At 73.3% G+C, this 20,687-nt stretch carries 18 protein-coding genes and 4 tRNA genes; 9 read left to right on the forward strand and 13 right to left on the reverse strand.

All coding sequences use genetic code 11. The features are described from left to right. Positions 1-4: 4 nt before the first annotated feature. A complete protein-coding gene (thrS, locus tag AC24FB_RS15565) occupies positions 5-2,113 on the reverse strand; it encodes a threonine--tRNA ligase (RefSeq protein ID WP_425714107.1) in 2,109 nt (702 codons plus the stop codon). A 139-nt stretch (positions 2,114-2,252) separates the two neighbouring features. On the opposite strand from thrS, the gene AC24FB_RS15570 reads away from it, so the two are divergent. Continuing rightward, entirely contained in the window at positions 2,253-2,822 is a 570-nt protein-coding gene (locus AC24FB_RS15570) for a hypothetical protein (RefSeq protein ID WP_425714108.1), read from the forward strand. A gap of 167 nt (positions 2,823-2,989) precedes the next feature. Here the strand turns inward: AC24FB_RS15570 and AC24FB_RS15575 are convergent. The 3 genes from AC24FB_RS15575 to AC24FB_RS15585 all read right to left on the reverse strand — a co-directional run bounded on the left by AC24FB_RS15575 (position 2,990) and on the right by AC24FB_RS15585 (position 3,260). Continuing rightward, a tRNA-Val gene (locus AC24FB_RS15575) sits at positions 2,990-3,061 on the reverse strand. Between the two features lies 1 nt (position 3,062). Further along, positions 3,063-3,133 (reverse strand) — tRNA-Cys (locus AC24FB_RS15580). Positions 3,134-3,188: 55 nt separating this feature from the next. Then, a tRNA-Gly gene (locus AC24FB_RS15585) sits at positions 3,189-3,260 on the reverse strand. A gap of 182 nt (positions 3,261-3,442) precedes the next feature. Here AC24FB_RS15585 and AC24FB_RS15590 point away from each other — a divergent pair. Then, positions 3,443-3,514, forward strand: a tRNA-Val gene (locus tag AC24FB_RS15590). Between the two features lie 75 nt (positions 3,515-3,589). Here the strand turns inward: AC24FB_RS15590 and AC24FB_RS15595 are convergent. Next, on the reverse strand, positions 3,590-4,261 hold the full coding sequence (locus AC24FB_RS15595) for a TetR/AcrR family transcriptional regulator C-terminal domain-containing protein (protein WP_425714237.1): 672 nt from the start codon (positions 4,259-4,261) through the stop codon (positions 3,590-3,592). A 172-nt stretch (positions 4,262-4,433) separates the two neighbouring features. Between AC24FB_RS15595 and AC24FB_RS15600 the strand changes: the two genes are divergently transcribed. Next, entirely contained in the window at positions 4,434-5,072 is a 639-nt protein-coding gene (locus tag AC24FB_RS15600) for a DUF4386 family protein (protein ID WP_425714109.1), read from the forward strand. An 85-nt stretch (positions 5,073-5,157) separates the two neighbouring features. After that, complete coding sequence (locus AC24FB_RS15605) at positions 5,158-5,691, forward strand: sugar O-acetyltransferase (RefSeq protein WP_425714238.1); 534 nt, start codon at positions 5,158-5,160, stop codon at positions 5,689-5,691. Positions 5,692-5,736: 45 nt separating this feature from the next. Here AC24FB_RS15605 and AC24FB_RS15610 read toward each other — a convergent pair whose 3' ends face one another. Continuing rightward, complete coding sequence (locus tag AC24FB_RS15610; RefSeq protein ID WP_425714110.1) at positions 5,737-6,873, reverse strand: cytochrome P450; 1,137 nt, start codon at positions 6,871-6,873, stop codon at positions 5,737-5,739. A gap of 113 nt (positions 6,874-6,986) precedes the next feature. On the opposite strand from AC24FB_RS15610, the gene AC24FB_RS15615 reads away from it, so the two are divergent. Next, positions 6,987-8,024: a YeiH family protein gene (locus tag AC24FB_RS15615; RefSeq protein WP_425714111.1), complete on the forward strand. Its 1,038-nt coding sequence runs from the start codon at positions 6,987-6,989 to the stop codon at positions 8,022-8,024. A gap of 67 nt (positions 8,025-8,091) precedes the next feature. Here the strand turns inward: AC24FB_RS15615 and AC24FB_RS15620 are convergent, their stop codons facing one another. Continuing rightward, complete coding sequence (locus tag AC24FB_RS15620) at positions 8,092-8,400, reverse strand: DUF2249 domain-containing protein (RefSeq protein ID WP_425714112.1); 309 nt, start codon at positions 8,398-8,400, stop codon at positions 8,092-8,094. A 51-nt stretch (positions 8,401-8,451) separates the two neighbouring features. Between AC24FB_RS15620 and AC24FB_RS15625 the strand changes: the two genes are divergently transcribed. From AC24FB_RS15625 to AC24FB_RS15635, 3 genes are read left to right on the forward strand one after another with little or no spacing between them, the layout of a single operon-like run. Continuing rightward, on the forward strand, positions 8,452-9,117 hold the full coding sequence (locus tag AC24FB_RS15625; protein WP_425714113.1) for a helix-turn-helix transcriptional regulator: 666 nt from the start codon (positions 8,452-8,454) through the stop codon (positions 9,115-9,117). After that, positions 9,110-10,309 carry a hypothetical protein gene (locus AC24FB_RS15630; protein ID WP_425714114.1) on the forward strand — a complete coding sequence of 400 codons (1,200 nt, stop codon included), beginning with the start codon at positions 9,110-9,112 and terminating at the stop codon, positions 10,307-10,309. Before AC24FB_RS15625 ends, AC24FB_RS15630 begins: the two co-directional genes overlap by 8 nt. Further along, the gene (locus AC24FB_RS15635; protein ID WP_425714115.1) at positions 10,306-13,026 is read left to right on the forward strand and encodes a multicopper oxidase domain-containing protein; all 2,721 of its coding nucleotides are present in this window, start codon (positions 10,306-10,308) and stop codon (positions 13,024-13,026) included. The genes AC24FB_RS15630 and AC24FB_RS15635 overlap by 4 nt, the downstream gene beginning before the upstream one ends. A gap of 35 nt (positions 13,027-13,061) precedes the next feature. On the opposite strand, the gene AC24FB_RS15640 is transcribed toward AC24FB_RS15635, so the two are convergent. Together AC24FB_RS15640 and AC24FB_RS15645 are read right to left on the reverse strand one after the other, a co-directional pair. Next, positions 13,062-13,730, reverse strand: coding sequence for a response regulator transcription factor (locus AC24FB_RS15640; protein ID WP_425714116.1), 669 nt, complete (start codon positions 13,728-13,730; stop codon positions 13,062-13,064). Then, on the reverse strand, positions 13,727-14,950 hold the full coding sequence (locus AC24FB_RS15645) for a sensor histidine kinase (protein WP_425714117.1): 1,224 nt from the start codon (positions 14,948-14,950) through the stop codon (positions 13,727-13,729). Before AC24FB_RS15645 ends, AC24FB_RS15640 begins: the two co-directional genes overlap by 4 nt. Before the next feature lie 155 nt (positions 14,951-15,105). Here AC24FB_RS15645 and AC24FB_RS15650 point away from each other — a divergent pair, with 155 nt between their 5' ends. Next, positions 15,106-15,561: a hypothetical protein gene (locus AC24FB_RS15650; protein WP_425714118.1), complete on the forward strand. Its 456-nt coding sequence runs from the start codon at positions 15,106-15,108 to the stop codon at positions 15,559-15,561. Positions 15,562-15,787: 226 nt separating this feature from the next. Here AC24FB_RS15650 and AC24FB_RS15655 read toward each other — a convergent pair whose 3' ends face one another. From AC24FB_RS15655 to AC24FB_RS15670, 4 genes are read right to left on the reverse strand one after another with little or no spacing between them, the layout of a single operon-like run. Beyond that, positions 15,788-17,041, reverse strand: a complete 1,254-nt coding sequence (locus tag AC24FB_RS15655; protein ID WP_425714119.1) for a Gfo/Idh/MocA family protein — start codon at positions 17,039-17,041, stop codon at positions 15,788-15,790. A 32-nt stretch (positions 17,042-17,073) separates the two neighbouring features. Then, complete coding sequence (locus AC24FB_RS15660) at positions 17,074-18,069, reverse strand: ABC transporter permease (RefSeq protein ID WP_425714120.1); 996 nt, start codon at positions 18,067-18,069, stop codon at positions 17,074-17,076. Further along, positions 18,066-19,082 (reverse strand): ABC transporter permease, encoded by a 1,017-nt coding sequence (locus AC24FB_RS15665; RefSeq protein WP_425714121.1) that lies wholly within the window; start codon positions 19,080-19,082, stop codon positions 18,066-18,068. The genes AC24FB_RS15660 and AC24FB_RS15665 overlap by 4 nt, the downstream gene beginning before the upstream one ends. After that, positions 19,079-20,605 carry a sugar ABC transporter ATP-binding protein gene (locus AC24FB_RS15670; RefSeq protein WP_425714122.1) on the reverse strand — a complete coding sequence of 509 codons (1,527 nt, stop codon included), beginning with the start codon at positions 20,603-20,605 and terminating at the stop codon, positions 19,079-19,081. Before AC24FB_RS15670 ends, AC24FB_RS15665 begins: the two co-directional genes overlap by 4 nt. Positions 20,606-20,687 lie beyond the last annotated feature (82 nt).

The raw sequence follows: 20,687 nt of genomic DNA on the forward strand, positions 1-20,687 counted from the left end.
CGGCTCAGGCTCCCGCCGGGGCCCCGGCGTCGGCGGAGGCGTCCTCCGAGGCGTCCTGCGGTGCCGCCGGGTCGGCGTTCACGCGAGAGCGGATGTGGGCGACGATCTCGGCCACGGCCTCGTCGACGGGGACCTGGTTGCGCTGGCTGCCGTCGCGGTAGCGGAAGGAGACCGCCCCGGCCTCCTCGTCCTCGCCGCCGGCGATGAGGACGAACGGGGCCTTGACCTTGGCGGCGTTGCGGATCTTCTTGCCGAACCGGTCGTCGGACAGGTCGAGGTCGACCCGGACCCCCTCGGCGCGGAGCTTGTCCGCCACCGAGGACAGGTGCCCCTCGAAGGCCTCCGCCACGGGGATGCCGAGGACCTGGACCGGGGAGAGCCAGGCCGGGAAGGCGCCGGCGTAGTGCTCGAGCAGGACACCGAAGAACCGCTCGATCGAGCCGAACAGGGCGCGGTGGATCATCACCGGGCGCTGCCGCGAGCCGTCGCCGGCCGTGTACTCGAGCTCGAACAGCTCGGGCTCGAAGAAGTCGAGCTGAATGGTGGACAGCTGCCAGGTGCGGCCGATCGCGTCCTTGGCCTGGACCGAGATCTTCGGGCCGTAGAACGCGGCGCCGCCCGGGTCGTCGACGAGCTGGAGACCGGACTCGGTCGCGACCTCGGCGAGCGTGCGGGTCGCGTCCTCCCAGGTCTGCTCGTCGCCGACCGACTTCTCCGGGTTGCGGGTCGAGAGCTCGAGGTAGAAGTCGTCGAGCCCGTAGTCCTTCAGCAGGTCGAGGACGAAGGTGAGCAGACCGGACAGCTCCTCCTTCATCTGCTCGCGCGTGGTGTAGATGTGCGCGTCGTCCTGGGTGAAGCCGCGCGCCCGGGTGAGGCCGTGGACCACGCCGGACTTCTCGTACCGGTACACGTGCCCGAACTCGAACAGCCGCATGGGCAGCTCGCGGTACGAGCGGCCGCGCGAGCGGTAGACGAGGTTGTGCATCGGGCAGTTCATCGGCTTGAGGTAGTAGTCCTGGCCCTGCTTGGTCACCTGACCGTCGGCGCCGACCTCCTCGTCGATGTGCATCGGCGGGTACATGCCGTCGGCGTACCACTCAAGGTGCTTGGAGGTCTCGAAGAGGTTCTTCTTCGTGATGTGCGGGGTCTGGACGAACGAGTAGCCGGCCTCGACGTGGCGGCGGCGCGAGTACTCCTCCATCTCCATGCGGATCATCGCGCCCTTGGGGTGGAACACCGGCAGGCCGGACCCGATCTCGTCCGGGAAGGAGAACAGGTCGAGCTCGGAGCCGAGCCGGCGGTGGTCGCGACGCTCCGCCTCGGCGAGCCGGTCGAGGTAGGCGGTGAGCTCGGGCTTCGTCGGCCACGCGGTGCCGTAGATGCGCTGGAGCTGCGGGTTCTTCTCCGAGCCGCGCCAGTACGCGGCGGCCGAGCGCATGAGCTTGAAGCCGTTGCCGATGAGCTTCGTGCTCGGCAGGTGCGGGCCCCGGCACAGGTCGCCCCAGGCCACCTCTCCCCCGCGGCGCACGTTGTCGTAGATCGTCAGCTCGGCGCCGCCGACCTCGACGCTCGCGCCCTCGGCCACCTGGGTGCCGTCCTCGGCGGCCCCGCCCGAGCCGGGTCCGCCGGCGAGCGCGACGAGTTCGAGCTTGTACGGCTCCCCGGCCAGCTCGGCGTTCGCCTCGTCGAGGGTGACGACGCGCCGGACGAAGCTCTGCCCCTCCTTGACGATGCGCCCCATCACCTTCTCGAGCTCCTTGAGCTGCTCGGGCGTGAAGGGCTCGTCGACGTCGAAGTCGTAGTAGAAGCCGTCCGTGATCGGCGGGCCCACGCCGAGGCGGGCCGCCGGGTTGACCTGCTGGACCGCCTGGGCGAGCACGTGGGCCGCGGAGTGCCGCAGGATCGAGAGTCCGTCCGGGCTGTCGATCGTCACGCCCTCGACGACGGCGCCGTCCGGCAGCGTCCCGAGGTCGGTGGCGAGGTCGCGCAGCTCCCCGTCCACCCGCAGGGCGACGACGTCGCGACGGTCCGCGAAGTGGTCGGCACCCGTCGTCCCCGTGGTCACCTCGAGCAGCTCGTCGTCGAGGCGGACGGACACGGGCGCTGCAGACATGCGGGGCTCCTAGGAACGGGGACGGGTGCCGTCCCATGCTACCGACGCCCGGGGAGCAGTACCCGTGCATATCGCCCGCGCGAGCCGGTGAACTCGGGGGACGATCGGGGCGGCAGGGACACGACGAACGGGGAGCTGGATGACGACGCGACCGGCGAGGGCCACGACGACGGACGGGCGGCCACTCCGCACGAGGCTCGCGACGCTCGGCGTCGTCGGGGCCGTGCTCGTGCTCGCAGCATGCGGCGACGACGTCGCGGACCCCACCGGGACCGCGTCGACGGAGCCCGAGAGCCTGACCTCGGTCGGGACCGGCGTCGGCGGCTGGAGCGAGGAGCCCGACCCGATCGGCGACGTCCCCGTCGACGAGATCACCGCCCTCATCCGGACCCAGGACGAGTACGACGCATGGCTCGACGGCCTCCCGTCCCCCGAGATCGAGACCGAGACCCTGACCGCGGACGTCGACTTCGACACCTCCGTCGTCCTCACCTACGCCCAGCCGATCTGCGACGAGTCCCTCCGCGTGGTCACCGACGGGACGGGAGCGATCGCCGGCCACGCCGTCGCACCCACGGAGCCGGACGAGCAGTTCGAGTGCGAGATGAACTGGCTGCGGATCATCGTCCGCGAGATCACGCTCGACGAGCTCGGGGTCGACTCCGCCGACGACGTGCGGTACGACCCGTCGATCCTCGAGGACTCCTGACGGCCCACGGGGCCGTCGCTCGAGGCCTCCAGACGGCCTACGGGGCCGTCGTCGGGGCGCCACGGGCGCAGGGTGACGATCGTCATGCGGCTCCCTCAACGGCATCTGAGGGGCACTCGGCGGGGAACAGCGAAGCCCCCGACCTGCTGGTCGGGGGCTTCGTCCGGTGGGCGATACTGGGATCGAACCAGTGACCTCTTCCGTGTCAGGGAAGCGCGCTACCGCTGCGCCAATCGCCCGAGGTGGCGACGGGATTCGAACCCGTGTGTACGGCTTTGCAGGCCGCTGCCTCGCCTCTCGGCCACGCCACCATGAGGTCCATGCCCCCTCTCGGGGACATGCTCCCACGTGGTGGTGGGACCTCCGAGCGGATGACGGGATTCGAACCCGCGACCCTCACCTTGGCAAGGTGATGCTCTACCCCTGAGCCACATCCGCATCGCACCAGGGCCGCGTGGCAGCCCCTCGTGCGACCAGAACTTTAACCATCGGTCCCGGCAAAACTCAAACCAACCGGGCCTGTCTGGAGGGTGAACGCTGTCACGTCCGTCGAGGTCGTGATCAGGGCCGTCGATCGGATAGAGTTGACGACCGTCCCCGTCGCGCGAGCGGCAGGGCGCGGGCGATTGGCTCAGTGGTAGAGCGCCTCGTTCACACCGAGGAGGTCACTGGTTCGAACCCAGTATCGCCCACCCGTAGGACACGGCCCCTGATCAGCGGACACGCTGCTCAGGGGCCGTTCTCGTCCATGCCCTGCGACGCAGTCCCTACAACTCGTGGCGCAGCCGTTCGAGCCCGTCGAGCACGATCGTCAGGCCGACCTCGAACGAGTCGCCGAAGTCGTAGCCGGGAGCGAGAACGTGCTCCTGGGCGAGCTCCGCCATCCGGGGCGCCTTCTCCAGCGGGATCCCGCTGAGCGTCTGCTCCGCCTCGCCGAGGCCGGCCGCCGCGAGCTCGGCCTCCTGCAGCGCGAAGCCGTAGACGAACGCGTCGACCACCGCGTAGGCATGGGCCGTGGCCGGCACCGAGAACCCGGCGGTCCGCAGCACCTCGAGCACGTTCTCGTGGTGCTCGAGCGTGGCGGGTCCGGGGCTGCTGCGCGTCTCCATGAGCGCGAGCGACCACGAGTGCCGCCCGAGGGCCGCCCGCATCGAGCGGCAGCGCCGGGTCAGCTCGTCCCGCCATTCCTCCCCCGGCGTCATGAGCACGATCTCGTCGAAGACCGCGTCGACGAGGGCGTCGAGCAGCTCCTCCTTGTGCGCCACGTGCCGGTAGAGGGCCATCGGCCGCACGCCGAGCTCGTCGGCGAGCGATCGCATCGTCAGCGCGCCCAGTCCGTCCCGGTCCGCGAGCCCGACGCCGGCGCTCACCACCCGCTCCCGGCTCAGCCGGGCCCGGGGGCGCCCCGCGCTCGTCCGGTCCCCCATGACGGCCTCCATCTCCCTCACGCACGTCGTCCACCTCGGGCCGTGCGCGTCGCGCGCCTGCGCACCTCGCCGACCCCTCGATCTCGGGCCAGCACACCACGTCGCACCCGTGAGCCCGGGGTGGCGCGACCGCCCGCGGGTCGAGCCTCTTGTCGCCGACCCACCGATAGTGTACTAAGTACACATGCGCTCGAGCTCCCCCGTCTCCCCCATCTCCCCCGCCCCGTCCAGCGCCGCCCCGCCGCTCACGCCCGGCACGGCCCGCACACCCCGGTCCGCACGGCCGCCCCTCGTCGCCGCCGCGGCCCTCACCGCGATGGCGGCGCTCGCGCCGATCGCCACGTTCGTCCTCCTCCCGGACGGCCGTACCTCGGTGGCCGGTTGGCTCATGCTGGTCGTCGCCGCGCTCGACGTCGTCGTCGCGCTCGCCCTCGTACCCGTGCTCGAGCCCGCCGGTCGTCGCCTCGCCCGCGTCACCGCCGCGCTGCGGATCGGCTACGGCCTCGTCCTCGGGTACGCCGCGGCCGGCCTCGTGGTCGCCGGGGACGCCGAGCGGTTCGACCAGATCTGGGACCTCGCCCTCGGTGTCTTCGGACTCTCGCTGGTCGGCGTCGGAGTCCTGCTGTGGCGCCTCGCGGGGGCTCCGCGGTGGCTCGCCGCGCTCGTCGTCGTCGCGGGAGCCGGGTACGTGGTCGACGCCGTCGTGTCCCAGGTCGGCCCCGCGGGCGCGTTCGAGGTCAGCACGATCTCGTTCGTGGGCGAGGTGGCCCTCATCGTCTGGCTCGTCCTGAACGGGCTCCGGGCGCGCAGGGCCCTCGCCTAGGCTCGTCGTCGTGACGACGCCCGACCCCGCCCCGGACGCGGCCGCCGACCACTTCGCCGGCGACCCCCGCTCGAACCGCGAGCGGATGCTCGCCGGAGACCTCTACATCGCCGACGACCCCGAGCTCGAACGCCTCCAGGAGGAGGCCCGCCGTCTCCAGGAGGCCTACCACCGGGCGCACACTGCGGCCGACGGCACCGCCCCGGAGCTGCTGCGCCGCCTCCTCGGCCACGTCGGCGACGGCGTCGAGGTCCGGCCCCCGCTCTACGTCGACTACGGCAGCAACGTCTCGATCGGCGCGGGCTCGTTCGTCAACTACAACCTCATGGTGCTCGACGTGGCGGCCGTGACGATCGGGCAGGACTGCCTCATCGGGCCGAACGTCCAGCTCCTCACGCCCACGCACCCGGTCGAGGCCGAGCCGCGCCGGGCAAAGCTCGAGGCCGCCGCGCCGATCACGATCGAGGACAACGTGTGGCTCGGCGGGGGCGTCATCGTCTGCCCGGGCGTCACCATCGGGAACGACTCCGTCATCGGCGCGGGCGCGGTCGTCACGAAGGACGTGCCGGCCGGCGTCGTCGCCGTGGGCAACCCCGCGCGGGTGATCCGGCCGATCTGACCCACCTGCCCCGCGCGGCCCCGGGGCGGACTGCCGTGCGCCCCGTCAGCCGAGGACGACCGGAACCCGGCGGTAGCCGCCGAGCGGTGCGGTCTCCCGCTCGGGCTCGCCGGCCCAGGTGATCGCCCCGCCCCGGGCGAGCAGCTCCTCGGTGAGGACGCGCAGCTCCATCGTGGCGAGCGGCCGGCCCGGGCAGACGTGCGGGCCGGTGCCGTAGACGAGGTTGTGCCCGGCGTTGCCCTCCGGGTCGAACCGGTCCGGATCGCCCACCACAGACTCGTCCCGGTTGGCGGACGTCCAGTGGAGCGTGACGACGTCCCCGGCCGGGATGTCCGCGCCCCCGACGCGCACGGGGCATACCGTCCGCCGACGGTTGGAGAGGAACGGGTTGTCGATCCGCAGGATCTCGTCGATCGCGGACTCGAGCTCGGCGGGGTCCGCCGCACGGAGATGCTCGACGTGCCTCTCCTCCGCGGCGAGGAACGCGACGACGACGCCGGCGCACAGGGCGATCGACCCGAGATCTCCCCCGGTCCAGTTCCGCAGGATCGACGTGATCTCGTCGTCGCTGAAGACGCGGCCCGCGACGTCCTGGTGCATGAGGCGCGTCGTCACGTCGTCCGGCGCCTCATCGCCGAGCGCGCGCCGCGGCTCGACCACGGAGGCGATGATCTCGTCGAACGCCGCCGCCACCGCGGCCGTGCGCGCCCTGTCTCGCGAGCGGGTGGCGGCGTGGTTCTCGGCCACCCAGTCCAGGAGCGGCGCCTCGAGCTCCGCCGGCCAGCCGAGCCACGCGCTCTGGGCGCGCACGGCGAACCGCGCACCGAGCTCGACGGCGTCGACGCTCTCCCCAGGCCCCACGCCCGCCACGAGCTCGCGGGCGATGGTGCGCAGGACCGGCTCGAGCCCGGTCAGCTCGCCGGGCGAGAAGAAGTGGTCGGTCGCCTCACGGACCGCTCGGTGCTCGTCGCCGTCGAGGCCGTTGGGCACCTGCAGGTGGGCGGAGACCGCGCTCGAGAACCGCTGGGCGTCCCGCGCCGCCTCGACGACGTCGCCGTGCCGCAGGAGCACCCACTGCCCGCGGTCGTTACGCACGACCGGGTGGTCCGGTCGTAGCTCGTCGGTGTAGGCGCGCAGGTCTCTCCCTGCGGGGTCCAGCTGGTCAGGGACGTGGTCGGGCACGACGCTCCTTCCGTCTCGGGCGCGGCGCCCGCGCCTCGTCCCCGATGATGTCAGCCCGCGTGTCCGCGGACACGTCGCTCACGGGTCGGCCGGGCGGGCGCATCCTGTCGACCATGCCTGCCACCCGGTCCAACACCGTTCGGGAGAAGCTGCCCGGTCTCGCCCTCGCCGCCGCCATCGCGGTGGTCGCCACGCTCGTCGGGCGCGCCGTGCCGGTGGTGGGTTCCGCGGTCGCGGGGGTCGTCATCGGCGTCGCGCTCGGTCAGCTGCGCAGGCCGGGCACGGTGCTCTCGCCGGGCCTCGCCCTGTCCGCCAAGCGGGTCCTCCAGCTCGCGGTCGTCCTGCTCGGCATCGGCATGTCGCTCGGCCGGGTGTGGGAGGTCGGCGTCGACACGCTCCCCGTCATGCTCGGGACGCTGGCGATCTGCTTCCTCGCCGCCGCCCCGCTCGGCCGCCTGCTGGGGGTCTCGGGCGAGCTCCGCACGCTCATCACGGTCGGCACCGGCATCTGCGGCGCGTCGGCGATCGCGGCCACCGCCCCAGTCATTCGGGCCAAGGGAGCGAGCATCGCGTACGCGGTCTCGACGATCTTCCTCTTCAACGTGGCAGCCGTCCTCCTCTTCCCGCCGCTCGGCCGCGCGCTGGGGATGTCCGACGACACGTTCGGCCTGTTCGCGGGCACGGCCGTCAACGACACGTCCTCGGTCGTCGCGGCGGCGAGCGTCTTCGGGGCGGCGGCCACGAGCTACGCCGTGGTCGTCAAGCTCGCGCGGACACTGATGATCATCCCCATCTCGGTCACGCTCGCGGTGCGCGAGCAGCGCCGGGAGCGCCGCGCCGCGGCCGGTGCAGGCGAGAGCGTCGAGCGGCTCACGGTGGCCGGCGTCGTCGGGCTCGTCCCGTGGTTCCTCGTCGGGTTCCTCCTCATGGCCGCGCTGACGACCCTCGGCGTGATCCCCGGCTCGGTCCAGCCGTTCGCGGGGGACGCCGCGGCGTTCCTCATCACGATGGCGCTCGCGGCGATCGGGCTGCAGACCGACCTCGCCGCGTTCCGCCGGGCCGGCTGGCGACCCCTCGCGTTCGGCGGCCTGCTCTGGGCGGTCGTGGCGGTCGCCAGCCTCGTCCTCATGCGGCTGACCGGCGCGTTCTGACTCCTCGTCCGCACGCTCGCCGACCCGCACGCGGACGAGGCTGGACGCGCCGGTGGGCGGTCGAGACTCAGCCCTCCCGACTCCGCCTGAGCTCGAGGACGAACTCCTCGGGGCCACGCTCGCGGTAGCTGACGGCGTACTCCCCCGGCGCGCGCTGCTCGAGCTGGTCGAGCAGCGGAATCGGGTCGTGGGTCGCGCGGATGACGAGCCCACCCCCGGGGCGCAGCTGGCCGAGCGCGCCGAAGATCGCGCCGTGCCGGACGGCGTGCGGGATCTGCTGGACGTCCAGCTCGGGCAGGGCACCGTCGTCGTGGTGTCCGCAGGCGCACCCGCCCTGGCTCGTGGTCTCGGCGCCGATCTCGACGTGTGACTTCATCGTGCTCCTCCTCGGTAGGTGACGTGCTCAAACTTTACTACGATGAACCCCGTGGAAAATACATCCGGGTCCGGGACGCAGAACCGGCGCGCGCACTCCCCCTCGCGCGCCCAGGTGCTCGAGCTCGTCCGCCGCAACCGGGGCGTCCGGCTCTCGGCGATCGCGCGGTTCACCGGCCTGCACGAGAACACCGTGCGCGGCCACCTCGAGGCGCTGCTCGACGAGGGTCTGGTCGAGCGCTCCCGCGGCACCGCGACCGGACGGGGCCGGCCGCCGTGGGTCTGGCGTCCCACCCGTCCCGACGACGCCGGCTACGCCGGTCTCGCCTCCGCCCTCGCGCGCTCGCTCACCGGCCTGCCGGACGCAGGATCGATCGCGCACGAGGCGGGTCGCGCCTGGGCGGCCGATCTCGAGCCGGCCGACGACGCGACGAACGCCGACGACGAGACCCGCTCGTCCCCGACCGCGATCGTCGTCGACCTCATGCGCCGGCTCGGCTACGAGCCGCAGCACGAGGCGGGCACGCCGCGCGTCACGCTGCACTCGTGCCCGCTCCTCGAGGCCGCCGCCGAGACGCCCGAGGTGGTGTGCGCGGTCCACCACGGGCTCGTCCGCGGGGCGCTCGAGGCGCGGGGCGCCGGGGACGTGCCCACCTCGCTCGAGCCGTTCGCCTCCCCCGGGACGTGCGTGCTGCGGGTCGGCGGCAGCGATGAGTGACGAGACCGCGACGCGCGCCGCTCCGCCCCCGGCAGACCGGCCGGGCACCACGGGGACGGACGGCACGACCCCGGCCCCGCCGGCCGCCCACCCACGGACCGCCCGGCCGCTCCCGGCCCGCGCGCTCCTGCTCCTCCCTGGCGGCCTCGCGATGCTCGCGGGGCTCGGCGGCGCGCTCGCCCTGCTCGGTCTCGCACCCGACCTGCCCGGGGTGCTCGCCGACGAGCACGGCTGGCTGATGACGCTCGGCTTCCTCGGCACGGTCATCGCGCTCGAGCGTTCCGTCGCGCTCGACCGGGCCTGGGGCTACCTGGCCCCCGCGCTGCTCGGGGCCGGCGGCCTCACCCTGCTCGCCGGGCGCGCGGAGGGGCGCCTGCTCCTCGCGGCCGGTGCCGTCGCGCTGGCCGTCACCTACCTGCCCCTGTGGCGGCGCACCCGGGACGACGCCGTGCTCGTCCAGCTCCTCGGGGCCGTCCTCGCCGCCGGCGCCGCGATCCTCGGCGCCCGCGGCATCGGGATGGAGGTGCTCCACCTGTGGCTGGCGGTCTTCGTCGTCGCGACGATCGGGGGCGAGCGGCTCGAGCTCGCCCGCGTCGCCATGCCGCGCAGCGCCGGGCGGGTGCTCGTCGGGCTCGTCGGCGCGCTCGCCGCGGCGTGCGCGGTCGCGCTGCTGTGGCCCGCGGTCGGGTTCCCGCTCGCGGGAGCCGCGACGCTCGGGCTCACGGGTTGGCTCGCGGTCCACGACGTCGCCCGGCGCATGGTCCGCCGGCCGGGTCAGCCCCGCTTCATGGCGGCCGCGATGCTCGCCGGGTTCGCCTGGCTCGCGGTCGCGGGGGCGATCTGGCTGCTCGGCCCGCCGGCCGACGCCGCGTACGACGCCGTCATCCACTGCGTGTTCGTCGGCTTCGCGCTCAGCATGGTGATGGCGCACGCGAGCGTCATCCTGCCCGCCGTCGTCCGCCGCCCGCTGCCCTACCACCGCGCCATGTGGGTGCCCGCGGGTCTCCTCCACCTCGGGCTGCTCGCGCGGGTGTGGCTCGGCGACGGCATGGGCCTCACCGTGGTCCATCGCATCGGCTCGACGGCCACGGTCGTCGCGCTCCTCGGTTTCGTCCTGGTCGCCGTGGTCGCGGCCCTCACCACGGGGCGGACCACCGCCCCGCCCCGCACGTCCGAGAGGACCCGTCCGTGAGATCCCCGTCCGCGCGCGGCTTCCGCCCGCTGCGCGACCTGCCCGCGCTCGTCTGGCTCGCCGCACTCGTCGTCGCCGTCCTCGTCCACCCGTGGGTGCCGGCGCCGCGCTGGCTCATGCTCCACCTCTTCTTCCTCGGTGCGATCACGCACTCGATCCTCGTGTGGAGCGAGTACTTCGCCACCGCGCTGCTGCGGGCCGGGACCGACCGCCGCGCGCAGGACCTCCGGCTCGCTCTGAGCAACGGGGGTGCCGCCGTCGTCGTGGCCGGGATCCTCACGGACACCTGGGCGCTCGTCCTCGTCGGGGCCGCGCTCGTCGCGGCCGCCGTGCTCTGGCACGGGGCCTCGCTCGCCGTCCGGCTGCGCCGGGCGCTCGGGTCCCGGTTCGCGGTCACGGTGCGGTACTACCTGGCGGCCGTCGCGTTCCTCGGCGTGGGGGCGACGCTCGGCGTGCTCCTCGCGCGCGACCCGGCCGGGCAGACCTACGACCGGCTCATCCTCGCGCACGCCCTCGTCAACGTCCTGGGCTGGATGGGGCTGACGATCCTCGGCACCCTCGTCACCCTGTGGCCGACGATCCTGCGCACCCGCATGCTCGACGGCGCCGTCACCGTCGCCCGTCGCTCGCTGCTTGTCCTCGCCGGCGGGCTCGCCGTGGCCGCCGCCGGGGCGTTGACCGGCCGGCCCGAGGTCCTCGCGCTCGGCCTCGCCGGCTACGCGGTCGGCACCGCCTGGTCCGTGGCCCGGATGGTCCGCACCGTGGTGCACAAGCGTCCGACGACGTACGCCGCCTGGTCCGTCGCCGCCGGCGTCCTGTGGCTGCTCGCGTGCCTCACCTGGCTGGTCGTCGGCGCGCTGCGCGGAATCCCCGGCGACCTCGCGCCCGCCGCGGCCGCGCTCGACGAGGTCGCCCCCTACCTCGCGGCCGGCACGGGTGCCCAGGTGCTCATCGGCGCGATGTCCTACCTGCTGCCGGTCCAGCTGAGCCGGGGCCCGGCGTCGGCCCGCGCGGCGAACGCGGCGATGGACCGGGGGGCGGCGCTGCGGGTGGGCGTCGCCAACGCCATGCTCCTCATCTGCGTCCTCCCGGTGCCCTCCGCGGTCCGGGTCCTCGCCTCGGTCGCCTACCTCGTGGCGATGGCCGCGTTCGTCCCGGTCACGGTCGGGTCCGTCCGCGCCGCGCGTCGCGCGCACACCGGCCCGACGGCGACAGGCCCGACGACGACCCCCGCGGTGCCGCCCACCGACCCCGCCCCGGGCGGCACGACCGACGCGGCACGCGTCGGGCTCTCCGCGATGTCCGACGGCGCCGCGCCCGCACCCGCCGCCACCTCCGCCTCGCACCGCCCCCAGCTCGCGGGCGTGCTCGTCGCGGTGCTCGGCGTCGTCGTCGCGGGGGTGCTCGTCGACCCCACCGCGGCCGGGCTCGGCACCGCCTCCGCCTCCTCGGTCCCGGCCAACGGGCGGACGGAGACCGTCGAGGTCGTGGCCGAGGGGATGACCTTCACCCCGGACCGCATCGAGGTCGAGGCGGGCACCGAGCTGATCCTCGAGGTGACCAATGCCGACGCCGGTCAGGTCCACGACCTCGTCCTGCCGACCGGCCACTCCACCCCGCGCCTGGCACCGGGCGAGAGCGCCACGCTCGAGGTCGGCGTCGTCGGGGAGTCGTTCGAGGGGTGGTGCTCGATCATCGGTCACCGGCAGCAGGGCATGACCCTCGACGTCGTCGTCTCCGGCGGGGTGGTGGACGCGTCCACGGGCGATGACGCCGATTCCTCGGCCGCGCACGGCGAGCACGGCTCGTCCTCCGACGCGTCGGAGAACGCGACCGTCGACCCCGCCGCTGTCCCGTCGGAGGAGTTCGAGGCCCGCGACGCCTCTCTCGAGCCGCTCCCGGAGGACCAGGGCCCGGTCACGCACCGGGAGACGTGGTCGATGACGGAGGAGGTGATCGAGGTGGCGCCCGGAGTGACCCAGCAGATGTGGACGTTCGACGGCTCCGCGCCGGGGCCGACCCTCCACGGCCGGGTCGGCGACACGTTCGAGATCACCATCGTCAACGAGGGGACCATGGGCCACTCGCTCGACTTCCACGCCTCCGAGGTGGCGCCGGACGGCCCGATGCGCACGATCGCGCCGGGCGAGTCGCTGACCTACACCTTCACCGCGAACCGCTCGGGGGTGTGGATGTACCACTGCGGCACGGCGCCGGCCTCGCAGCACATCGCCTCGGGAATGGCGGGCACGGTGGTCATCGAGCCGGAGGGACTGCCGGAGGTCGACCGCAGCTACGTCATCTCCCAGTCCGAGCTCTACCTCGGCGCCGGGGGCGGCGCGCTCGACACCGAGGCCCTCGCCGCGCAGCGGCCGAGCGCGATGACCTTCAACGGGTACGTCGACCAGTACCTGCACGACCCGCTCGAGGCCCGGGTCGGCGATCGCGTCCGGTTCTGGGTGATGGACCTGGGCCCGAACCGGCCGACCGCGTTCCACGTCATCGGCGGCCAGTTCGACACGGTGTGGACCGAGGGCGACTACCTGCTGCGGGACGGCGGTTCCACGGGCGACGGGGGATCGCAGGCCCTCGCGCTCGGCCCCTCCCAGGGCGGCTTCGTCGAGCTCTCCTTCGCCGAGCCCGGCAGCTACACGGTCGTCACGCACCACATGGTCGACGCCGAGATGGGCGCGCGCGGGATCATCGAGGTCGAGTGACGGCGAGGCGGATCGCCGCCGAGACCGCACGAGCGTCAGCCGTCGCCGCCCCCCGGGGTGACGAGCCCGGACTCGTAGGCGAGGACGACGAGCTGCGAACGGTCCCGGGCGGCGAGCCGGGCGAGGAGCCGGCTGACGTACGTGCGCGCGGTCGCGGGAGAGATGAGCAGGGCGGCGCCGATCTCGGCGTTGGACTCCCCCAGTCCCACCCGGGCCAGGACCTCGCGCTCCCGGGCGGTCAGTCCGTCGAGGAGCGCGGGCCGCACGTCACCGGCCGTCCCGCGGGCGACGTGCGCCAGGAGGGTCGTCGTCACCGCCGGCGAGAGCAGCGCCTCCCCGCCCGCGACGACCCGCACGGCCTCGCGCAGATCGGTCGGCGACACGTCCTTGAGGAGGTAGCCCGACGCGCCCGCGCGGACCGCGGCGAGCACGTCCGCGTCGTCGTCGAAGGTGGTGAGCACGACGACACGGACGTCGCTCAGGCGGGAGTCGGCCACGACCTGTGCCGTGGCCGCGATGCCGTCGAGCCGGGGCATCCGGATGTCCATGAGCACGACGTCGGGGGCGCGGGTCCGGACGGCGGCCATGCCGTCGAGGCCGTCGGCGGCCTCCGCGACCACCTCGATGTCGCCGTCCCGCTCGAGGAGGGAGCGCAGGCCGGTGCGGACCAGCTCCTGGTCGTCGACCTGGACGACGCGGATCACGTGAGCCTCGCCGGGACGCGTGCCACGACGACGAACCCCTCGCCGGGCGCGGACGAGGTGGTGAGCGAACCGCCCAGGAGGCGGAGCCGTTCGGCCATGCCGGTAAGGCCGTAGCCGGCGGTGACCTCGGCGGCGCCCACGCCGTCGTCGGCCACCGTGAGCTCCAGGGTCCCGCCGGCGAGACGGGCGCGCACCGTGACCGTGCGCGCGCGGGCGTGGCGGAGCACGTTCGTCAGCGCCTCCTGCACCACCCGGTAGCCCGCCGTGTCGACCGGCCCGGACAGCTCGGCGACATCGACGACGACGTCCGCCGACACGTCGATCCCGGCCTGGCGCGCACGCTCGACGAGCGGGCCGATCGCGTCCAGCGAGAGCACCTCGCGCCGACGATCCTCCGCGCGCAGGACGCGCACCATCGTCCGCAGCTCTCCGAGCGCACGCGCGCCCTCGTCGCGGATCTGGGCGAGGGCGTGGCCGGCGTCGGACACGTCGGGTGCCTGCCGGTCGGCGGCGCCGACGCCCGGCGGACGGGGCGTGGTGGAGCGGACCTCGCCGTCGTCCCGCCCGAGAGCCTCCAGCCCCACGCTCGCATGGAGGGTGATCGCCGAGAGCGCGTGGCCCACCGTGTCGTGCAGGTCGCGGGAGATCCGGTCACGCTCGACCTGGACCTGCATCCGTCCCTCGCGTTCGAGCTGCTCACGGGTCATCTCGGCGATCCGCGCCTGCTGCTCCGCCCGCGCCCGCCCCGCGCGCACCCCGTACCCGAGTGCGATCGCGCCGCCGATGAGAGCGAGGTTGGCGACCGACTCGTACCCGAGGACGTAACCCGCCGGGCGGGGATCGTCCCGGAGCCGGAAGAGCTGCGCGACGACGAGGACGACGGACCCGCAGGCGATCGAGGCGCGGGTCGCCCCCGCCTCGGCGGCCGAGTACAGCGCACCCAGGATCGGGACGGCCACCCCGATCACCGGCAGGTCGGCCGCGTAGTAGCCGAACGTGCCCAGGGCGCTGACGACCAGGACGCCCACGGGAAACCGACGGCGCAGGAGGAGGACCGCACCGAACCCGACGGCGAACAGGTGCGCCAGCGGCCGCGGCGCGCCGCCCCGCACCGGCTCGGCGAGCGCGACGATCATGACGAGGGCCGCGGAGACCCCCACCGCGAGCAGCAGGTCGACGACCCGGGGCGCGGGTCTCGCCGAGACCGTGGCGCCCGTCATCCCGTCAGCCTAGGCAGCCGTGCCCCGTTCCGGGATCGGCCGCAGGGCGGACAGCGGTGTCGCCTCCGGACGTCCGGCGTCGTCGTCGGAGCACGACGGGACGAGCGTCCCGGTGCGGACGCGGGTCCCGGGACGCCGTCCCTAGCGTCGCGACCATGAACACTCACCACGCATCACGGTCCTCGGCGGACGGTCCCACGCGACCCTGGCACGCCGGCATCGGCTGGTTCCTCGCCGTCGGGCTCGGCCTGTTCGGGCTCGTGCGCCCGCTCGCCCGGATCGTCACCGGCCAGGCCGAGGTCGAGACCGGTGCCGCGCTCCCGATCGGCGCCACCGTGCTCGTCACCGTCGTCTGGGTCGCGGTCGTGGGACTGGGCCGGACGCGGCGCCCCTTCGCCACGCTCGTCGTCACGGGACTCGTCTACGCGGTGGCGTCGATCCTGCTCAGCGGGATCCTGTCGCCCCTTCTCGACGGCCGGCTCGACGGGCCGCTGGCGAACCCGATCGCCATCGTCCCCGTGCTTGCGGTCAACGCCGGTTGGGGTGCGGTCGCCGGTCTCCTGGCCCTCGCCGTGCGCTCGACCCGGGACGACGCCGAGGTACGGCGCTGACCCCACGGGGCCGCCGCACGGTCGTCGTCCGAAGGACCGCACCGCGCGGTACGTCCTCCTGCACCCGTCGCGAGGGACGGCGTCCGGACGCGCGACGACGCCCCGGCGGTAGTCGGCGGAGTCCGCCGGAGCGTCGCGCTGGTGCGGTCGGTCGGTGACGGGAGCGGACCGTCACCGGGCCCCGACCGCGGACGGGAGGGAGCGATGAGGCCCTCCCGGGCTGGGGTCAGGCGCGGGGGTTCCACTCCCCGCGCGCGACGGCGGGCACGTAGTCCGTCAGCTCGAACGGGAAGCGCACCGTCTGGCCGGTCTCGGCCGAGTGGTAGGCCGCCATGAGCAGGCGGACGACGTCGAGGCCCGTGCGGAGGTTCTCCACCGGCTGGCGACCCGCGAGGAAGTCCGACGCGAACGTGGCGTTCTCCCCGGTGTAGCCGTAGGTGACGGACTCGTCCGAGACGATCGGCATGAGGCCCTGCTCGGCGTTCTGCTTCTCGACCATGTCCTCGCCCTCGGCCTGGATCAGCGCGCGGGAGAGGAAGATCTGCGACTCGGTCGACAGGGTGTCCGACTTCATCGAGTACTCGGGGCCGAGCAGCTCGAACGACAGCCGCAGGCCGGCGCCGACGTAGCTCCACGAGGTCGTGGCCTCGACGACCACGGGCTCGCCGTCGCCGTTGACGAACTCGAAGACGGCGTGGGCGTAGTCCTCGCTCGGGGTCTTCGTGTAGTCGACGACCCCCGGGTACGTGTCCGAGAGCTGCTTGGCGTACGCGGCGCGGCCCCACTTGAGGGACGCGATGGTCGCGGTCACCGAGACCGGGGTCAGCCACTCGGCGGAGTCCTTGCCGGGGGGCGTGAGCAGGAACCGGCCGGACTCGACCGAGTGGCACATCATGTCGTTGAGGACGCCGCCGCCCTCGTCGGCGCCGTTCCAGAACCACGTGTTGTGCGGGCCGGAGTGCTCCTCGGCGGCGCGCGCGAGGTAGGGCGTGCCGGCCACGGAGGCGCCGCGGTTCCACAGCAGCTCGTGCGCCCGGGTGATGCTCGGGGAGAAGACCTGGTTCTCGAGGTAGCCGTGCAGCAGGCCCGCGCCCTCGACGAGCTCGAGGACCTGGACGGCCTCCTCGATCGTGCGGCCGAGCGGCTTCTCGATGGCGATCGCCTTGAGCTCCGCACGCCCGGACGTCACCTCCTCGGTGATCGCGCGGACGACCTCGAGGCGGGTGAAGTTCGGCGTGAGGACCCACACCGCGTCGACGCGGGGGTCGCGCACGAGGGCGGCGACGTCGTCGTGCACCGCGACGTCCGACCCGACGCCGGTGGCCTCGGCCTTCTCCGCGAGGGCCTGGGCGGAGGCGCGCGTCCGGGAGGTGACGGCGACGATGTCGGCGTCCCGGACTCCCTGCCACGAGTCGACGTGGAAGTTGCCGATGAATCCCGCCCCGACGATTCCGACGCCGAGGGTGGTGCGCTGGGACATGATGGATCTCCTTGTGAGGTCTGTCGTGGTGGTCAGGAACGGAGCCGGCGTTGGCGTCCGAACAGGGCGAGGATGGACAGCAGGACGAGGCCGGTGATGATGGTCCGCCAGGACTCAGGGATCCGCACGGTGGTGAGGAAGCTCTGCAGGAACTGCAGGAGGACCGCGCCCACCGCGGTGCCGGCGTAGCCACCGATGCCGCCGGCGGCGAGCGTGCCGCCGATGATGACGGCCGCGACGGTGGTGAGCGTGTAGTCGTCGGCGAGATTGAGCAGGACGGACTCGTTGTAGCCCAGGAGCATGAGCCCGCCGACGACCGCGAACGCGCCGGAGGCGGCGTAGGCGCCGATGACCGTGCGGTTGACCGGCAGGCCCGAGAGCCGCGCGGCCCGACGGTTCGTGCCGACCGCGTAGAGATTCCAGCCGTACGAGGTCCGCCGCAGCAGCAGGGTGACGATGACGATGAGGGCGATCCACACGTAGACCACGCCCGGGACACCGAGGAACCAGCGGGTGTTGACGAGGCTCGTGAGGGCCGGTGCGCTGCGGCCCTCCGCGACGCCCTGGGTGTAGGCGAGCGAGAGGCCGCCGGCCACACCCATCATCCCGAGCGTCATGACGAACGGCGGGAGCCGCAGGGCGACGATGCCGAGGCCGTTGATCGCTCCGAGGCCGGCACCGAGGGCGACCGGGATGAGGATGCCGAGCAGGAGGTTGGAGTTGTCCCCGTCCATCACCCGCGCCCCGACGATCGCGCCGAAGGTGGCAACCGCGCCGACCGAGAGGTCGATGCCGGTGTTGCCGGACAGGATGACGATGGTCTGGCCGATCGCCATGATCCCGAGGAAGCTCGCCACGCGGAGCATCGAGATGATCTGGCCGTAGCTCGCGAAGCCCGGCGAGACGAGCTGGCCGACCACGAGGATGGCGATCGCCGCGATGGCGGCGACGACGATGGGCTGACGGAGAGCCGTCACGAGCCGTGCCCGCAGGTCGCCGTCAGAGGTCAGGTCAGTCGCGGTGCTCATTCGGACTCCCTCCGGTTGGTGAGGACCGACAGCGCGAAGGCGGCGATGATGACCAGGCCGCTGATGAGCGGCCGCCAGAAGGTCGGGACGCCGAGCGGTCCGAGCACGTTGTCGATGATCGTGAGGATGACGGCACCGGCGACGGCGCCGATCGCGGTCCCGCGGCCGCCGGACAGGGCGATGCCACCGAGGACGACGGCGGCGATGGAATCGAGGATGAACGCCTCCCCGATGAACGGGTCGCCCGATCCGGAGTTCGCCAGGATGGCGAGCGAGGCGGCGCCGACGAACGCGCCGGCGACCGTGTAGGTCAGCGCGCGGGACTTCACGACCGGGACGAGCGAGGTGTAGGCGGCCTGCTCGTTGCCGCCGACGGCTCGGATGTGCCGCATGAGGCGCGTTCGGTCGAGGGCGAACCAGGCGGCCATGCCGGCCAGCACGATGAGTGCGGCGACGGGCAGCCCGATGATCGTGTCGCGGTACGTGCTCACCATCTCGCCGGGGACGCTGCCACCCGGTGAGGGCAGCACGACGAGAGCGGCACCGGCGAACACGGAGCCGGTCGCGTACGTGGCGATGAGGGGCTGGAGCCGGACGACGGCGATGACGAACCCGTTGACGAGGCCGCACAGCGCCCCGGTGAGGATGCCGGCGGCGAGGCCGACGAGGATCCGGCTGTCGTCGCCGCCCATCGCCTTGAGCGCGACGACGCTCGAGAGCGCGAGGTTCGAGCCGACCGAGAGGTCGAGCCCTCCCCCGATGACGACGATGCCCTGCCCGATCGCGACGAGCACGAGCGGCGCGAACGTCGCGAAGTTGCTCGTGATCGAGTACTCGGTGAAGAACGTCGGCTGGAGCGCGGCGTTGAGCGCGATGACCGCCACCAGCAGGCCGAGCGTGACCCAGCCGGACAGGGAAAACGTCAGCCGGCGCTGCCAGCCGCCGTCCCGGAGCCGGTCGGCGATCGTGGGTGAGGTCGAGCCCTGCGTGGAGCTCTCGGTGGTCTGCGTCATGAGGGCATGGCCTCCTTGTCGTCGTCGACCAGCAGGGCGCTCGCCACGAGGGCGGAGTGGGTGATCTCCTCGCCCTCGAGCTCGTTGACGACCCCGCCCTCGAACAGGACGAGCACGCGGTCAGCGAGCTCCTCGAGCTCGGCGTCGTCGCTCGAGTTGAGGACGACGGCGACCCCGTCGGCGGTCAGGGCCCGGATGATCGAGTAGATCTCGGCCTTCGCGCCGACGTCGACGCCCTTGGTCGGGTCGTCGAGGAGGACGATGCGCGGGTCGGCCGGCAGCCACTTGGCGATGACGACCTTCTGCTGGTTACCGCCGGACAGGCTGCTCACCGGGTGGTCGAGGGAGCCGATCTTGATGCTCATCGCCTTGACCTGCTCGCGGGCGACCGACCGCTCCTTGCGCATGGAGATCGCGCCGAGGAGGGCGCGGGCGCGCAGCGAGACGGTCGAGATGTTCTCCTGGATGGAGCGCTTGTCGTAGAGCCCCTCCTTGCCCCGGTCGCCGGGGACGAGCGCGACGCCGGCGCGGATCGCCGTGCGGGTGCGGCCGAGGCGGCGCGGCGTGCCGTCGATCGTGATCTCGCCGGAGGTGGCGGGGTTCGCGCCGAACAGCGAGAGCAGGAGCTCGGACTGGCCCTGGCCCTGCAGGCCGCCCAGGCCGAGCACCTCGCCGGGCCGGACCTGCATCGTCACCTTGTCGACGCCGCGAGCCACGAGGTCGGTCGTCGCGATGACGGGGTCGGACCCGGGACGACGGTTGGTCTCGGTCGCTGTGCCGACGCGCGCGGCGAGCTCGTCGCCGACCATGAGCCGGACGAGCTCCTTGTCGGTGGTCTCGGCGAGCTCGACCGTGGCGACGTTGAGGCCGTTGCGCAGGATGGTCGCGCGCTGGCACAGCGCGAGGACCTCCTCCATGCGGTGGGAGACGAAGACGACGCCGACGCCGTCGGCCGTCAGCTCGCGGACCACGGAGAACAGGAGCTCGACCTGGTCGCGGTGCAGCGAGGCGGTGGCCTCGTCGAGCACGAGGAAGCGCGGGTCCCGGAGCCAGGCCTTGCCGAGCTCGAGGATCTGGCTCTGGCCCGGGCCGAGCCGCCCGGCGCGGGTGTCGGGGCGCACCTTGGGGCCGAGGCCGGGCGCCAGGCGCTCGAGGACCTCGTCGACCCGCTTGCGCTGCTTGCCGGGCGTGAGGAAGCCGGCGCTCGTGGCCTCCGTGCCGAGCACGAGGTTCTCCGCCACGGTCAGGTGCGGGACGATGGAGAGGTGCTGGTAGACCGACGCGATGCCGTGGTGCTGGGCGTCGAGCGGCCGGTCGATGGAGATCTCGGTGCCGTCGATGGCGATGCGGGCGCGGTCGGGCTTGACGGCGCCCGACATCACCTTGTTGAGCGTGGACTTGCCGGAGCCGTTGGGGCCGAGGAGTCCGTGGACCTCGCCGGCGCGCAGCTCGAGCGAGGCGTCCTTGAGGGCCTGGACGCCGCCGTACCGTTTGTCGACCTGGTCGATCGTGAGCGTGCTCATCCGGGCACCTCCTGAGGGCGGATGTCGTGGGGCGGGACGGGGTCCGGGTCGCGGACCCCCTGGCGCACGAGGGGCGGCGCCA

Source organism: Georgenia sp. Z1344, from assembly GCF_057652375.1.

Excerpts from the sequence above, each read along its gene's own strand:
- AC24FB_RS15570 (WP_425714108.1), top strand. The coding sequence starts at position 2,253 with ATGACGACGCGACCGGCGAGGGCCACGACGACGGACGGGCGGCCACTC.
- AC24FB_RS15620 (WP_425714112.1), bottom strand. The coding sequence starts at position 8,400 with ATGAAGTCACACGTCGAGATCGGCGCCGAGACCACGAGCCAGGGCGGG.
- AC24FB_RS15605 (WP_425714238.1), top strand. The coding sequence starts at position 5,158 with ATGCTCGCCGGAGACCTCTACATCGCCGACGACCCCGAGCTCGAACGC.
- AC24FB_RS15665 (WP_425714121.1), bottom strand. The coding sequence starts at position 19,082 with ATGACGCAGACCACCGAGAGCTCCACGCAGGGCTCGACCTCACCCACG.
- AC24FB_RS15645 (WP_425714117.1), bottom strand. The coding sequence starts at position 14,950 with ATGACGGGCGCCACGGTCTCGGCGAGACCCGCGCCCCGGGTCGTCGAC.
- AC24FB_RS15600 (WP_425714109.1), top strand. The coding sequence starts at position 4,434 with ATGCGCTCGAGCTCCCCCGTCTCCCCCATCTCCCCCGCCCCGTCCAGC.
- AC24FB_RS15655 (WP_425714119.1), bottom strand. The coding sequence starts at position 17,041 with ATGTCCCAGCGCACCACCCTCGGCGTCGGAATCGTCGGGGCGGGATTC.
- AC24FB_RS15660 (WP_425714120.1), bottom strand. The coding sequence starts at position 18,069 with ATGAGCACCGCGACTGACCTGACCTCTGACGGCGACCTGCGGGCACGG.
- AC24FB_RS15650 (WP_425714118.1), top strand. The coding sequence starts at position 15,106 with ATGAACACTCACCACGCATCACGGTCCTCGGCGGACGGTCCCACGCGA.
- AC24FB_RS15630 (WP_425714114.1), top strand. The coding sequence starts at position 9,110 with ATGAGTGACGAGACCGCGACGCGCGCCGCTCCGCCCCCGGCAGACCGG.
- AC24FB_RS15595 (WP_425714237.1), bottom strand. The coding sequence starts at position 4,261 with ATGGAGGCCGTCATGGGGGACCGGACGAGCGCGGGGCGCCCCCGGGCC.
- thrS (WP_425714107.1), bottom strand. The coding sequence starts at position 2,113 with ATGTCTGCAGCGCCCGTGTCCGTCCGCCTCGACGACGAGCTGCTCGAG.
- AC24FB_RS15615 (WP_425714111.1), top strand. The coding sequence starts at position 6,987 with ATGCCTGCCACCCGGTCCAACACCGTTCGGGAGAAGCTGCCCGGTCTC.
- AC24FB_RS15670 (WP_425714122.1), bottom strand. The coding sequence starts at position 20,605 with ATGAGCACGCTCACGATCGACCAGGTCGACAAACGGTACGGCGGCGTC.